Genomic DNA, 3,230 nt, shown 5'->3' with positions numbered 1-3,230 from the left:
AGTGTATCCACATAATGTTGACTTGAACCGAACGAACTGGGAAACCTCCACTTTTTTACAGTCCGCGAGGCAGATCCACTATATTCAGTGTTTGATATTACGGGCTTTCGAAATTTAGGTTTATTATTGTTAAACCACCAACGGGTCCCGTCCGCCCGTTTTGTTTGCTCGTACCAGATCTCTTTTTTGATGCTTGATGCGTCGGAAATAAAATTTCCGTACGATTTTTTGAGATTCTCCGCATAAATCATAATTTTCTTAATATCCCCGTTAAAATACAAATTGGTCGTAATAATCGGCTCGATTCGATCGTTCATCGTTCGAGCAAGGGTAGCGATATCTGCCTCGTCCGAAATCGCCTCGTTCAGGGAAGGATGAAAGACGATCGGTTTAATGACTTTCTCTTGCCTTTCAAGACGATAACCAATTTCGGTTGCCACTTGATGCATGGAAGTTTCCATACTGCCCAGCATCTGCTGCTCCATATTGCTTTTGATGCTTTGATACGCATACCATCCCAAAAAAAGCATCGGAACGATAATGACGATCAGATAGGAAATGACTAATTTTTGGCGTATTGTTAAATCGCGAAAGTAATGAAAGACGCTCATATTTTATTTCATCCTTTCACGATATTGTACCGGCGTACATCCGTAACGGTTTCGAAACATCATCGTAAAATACGACGGATTGGGATATCCTACGTATTTGCCGATTTCGGACGATTTCATATTCGTGTTTTCCAACAAATATTTCGCCTTTTCAAATCTGATTTCCGTAATATACTTGCCAAGGCTTTTCCCTGCATGTTTCTTAAATATAAAAGTTAAATAACTTGGAGATAAATATACATGCTCCGCAATGTCTTGCAGGCCGATATCCCGGCTGTAATGACGATCGATATATTTCATCACTTCACCGATGACTTTGCGGTTCTCTTCCCCGTTCGATTCCTTCTGCTCGATAAGCGCCTCGATTATCGTATTGATCAAACGGTGCAGGTCGGTCAGGTGCTCGATCTTGGCAATTTGATCCGACATTCGATTCATGCTGATCGGATATTGATCGCGGTGTTCCTCGCCAATTTTGCGCAATATGCCGGTAAAGACCGTTTTGGTATATAGCGGGCTGTAATGTCCTGCATTCTTCAGCCTGCCGATAAGAATGTTAATATGATTGGGAAGCTCATGAAAGTCAGCGCTTTCAATTTGCTTATATATTTCATGAATCGTTTGCTCAACGTCGTCCGTCGATTGCTCCTTCATAACCAGGCTCTTGTCCTTGTCCCAAATTATGCTGCCTTCAAGGTAGAATCGATAATCCAATTGTTGTTCCATCCGATCATACTCCGCATGCAAATCCTGAGGATCATGCACGGCGCTTCCGATTACAATGAAGCAGCGCATTCCATATTGCTCGGTAATCCATCTTTTCATCTCGTTCGCATAATTCCTGACTTTCGATTGCCTGTCGGCGCCGTATGGATACATAAAAATAAGAATGCCTTGACGTTCGTTCAGATTAAGATAGAAGTACGAATCGGTGATCAATTGGGCCAACCGGGATTCGAACGCATAATTATGCAAATCGAAAAACCGGTCTTGCAAATCGACGAGAGAAAGCGCTGTAAATAATCACTTTTAAATCGGGACGCATTTCTTTAGCGCGACTCGCGAGTTCCAATCCGTCTATAAACGGCATTTTAATATCTGTAAACAAAATATCGAAATGCTGATCCCTTATTTGCGCCAAAGCGTCTTCGCCATGAAATGCTTGCGACACGATGAGAGGAAGATGATGTTTCCGAAGCAGCCATGTGATCGTTTCCACTTCTACCTTCTGATCGTCGACAACGAGTATACGATACATTGTTATTCACCCTTTGAATCTGTTCTATGATCTGCAACTGGAGCAAAATATCGAATTACTTTACTCTTCGGCGGCGGATATATTTATCATAAGAAACTTGAGAGCGCTTTGCATACGATAAACCCAGTGCAACACCCGAGTTTACTTCCCTTTTTAGTTGATTCCTCTGTTCAATATCACGGCCGCTCCGGCATTCCACGAATCGGGATCGACCTCCGCGAACAATCGAACCGTTATCCAAAGTAATATCGAAGATTCTCGGAAGCCGGAATCGCACCTGCTCCTCCTCTGCGCCGCATTCAACCTCAATATCGTTCGTCGGATCCGCGAAAACGATATTTGCTATGGCAGGAACGCCGACTTTAATCATTTTGTCTGTTTGGATTGTCCGGTCACTTGCCAAGATCTCCGTCATTGGACTTCCAGCGCGTATTGGCGTTGCCGTCGGTACTATTTTCAGCCGCGAATTGCGGTTCGGTCTTCGAAATGGATGACAACTGGACAGGCTTGTTTAACGCAAGATTGAGACTCTTTTCCCACCGCGCGCAGCTCCCGGCACGGTGTTTCGCTGCATGTCCGCGATCGGTCGACCACATCGTATGCAGTATCGTCTTCTGCGGCGGCATATGCCGGCAGCAACCCCGCGACCGAAGCCAGCAATGCAATGATCGCGACTATCTTGCTTCCTTTTCTTATGTTGCAACCTCCCTTTGCTACTCCGTTATCCTTTATTCACTCGAATATAAACCGCTTTCAAAAAAAGCAAAATATAAGATTCTTTAGATAAATATGAGAATCTGCTTTTTTCATAGTAAGCCTTATCAAATGAAAAGAGGGCATCCTTTTCGATATCGCAACCTGACGGTATGTCGAAGATAGGAAACACCCTCGTCTCCGCTGGCGCCGCCGTATTGCCGCGGCAAAAATATCCGATGAAACTGCAGCCTGATGGGACGAATCGGGTCTGTCGACGTACTGGAGTCGGGTCTGTCGACGTACTGGAAGCTGACGCGTTCGCGGCTAACGGAACTACAGGACTCTATTTGAGCAAAATTGAGACTTTTTAAAATGTAACGGAACTACGGGACCTTATTTGCGGTTATTCGTCCATTTCCCGCCAGGAAAACAACGAATAAGAGCGCTGGCATCCGTTAGAGATCGAGAAGCCCGCTTTTTCCCCACTTTAAGGTCTTCTATTTCCGTTATAAGAAAAACGCCTGACGGCGTCCTTTAAGTTCGTGCATCTCCGTTCATACGTACCAAAGTAAGCTGGGGTATGGGGATCTTCTTCCCCTGTCCCCAGTCTACTTTTTCACATCATTTATCCTGTATTCATAGCCATGAACTCCTTTGTAATAATC

At 44.5% G+C, this 3,230-nt stretch carries 3 protein-coding genes; all 3 read right to left on the bottom strand.

All coding sequences use genetic code 11. The features are described 5' to 3' along the window. Positions 1–611 (bottom strand): CHASE3 domain-containing protein (locus tag KQI79_RS27135; protein ID WP_216541444.1); only part of this gene is annotated, 611 nt, incomplete at its 3' end. A 3-nt stretch (positions 612–614) separates the two neighbouring features. Next, on the bottom strand, positions 615–1,586 hold the full coding sequence (locus tag KQI79_RS27130) for a helix-turn-helix domain-containing protein (RefSeq protein ID WP_216541443.1): 972 nt from the start codon (positions 1,584–1,586) through the stop codon (positions 615–617). Then, a complete protein-coding gene (locus KQI79_RS27125; protein WP_216541442.1) occupies positions 1,579–1,869 on the bottom strand; it encodes a response regulator transcription factor in 291 nt (96 codons plus the stop codon). The genes KQI79_RS27130 and KQI79_RS27125 overlap by 8 nt, the downstream gene beginning before the upstream one ends. Positions 1,870–3,230 lie beyond the last annotated feature (1,361 nt).

The sequence above is a fragment of the Paenibacillus sp. MSJ-34 genome, assembly GCF_018918005.1.
Classification (GTDB): Bacteria; Bacillota; Bacilli; order Paenibacillales; family Paenibacillaceae; genus MSJ-34.
This window is presented reverse-complemented; position numbering and strand designations above follow the sequence as displayed.

Bases quoted from the DNA above. Each gene is read 5' to 3' on its own strand.
- KQI79_RS27125 (WP_216541442.1), bottom strand. From the start codon at position 1,869: ATGTATCGTATACTCGTTGTCGACGATCAGAAGGTAGAAGTGGAAACG.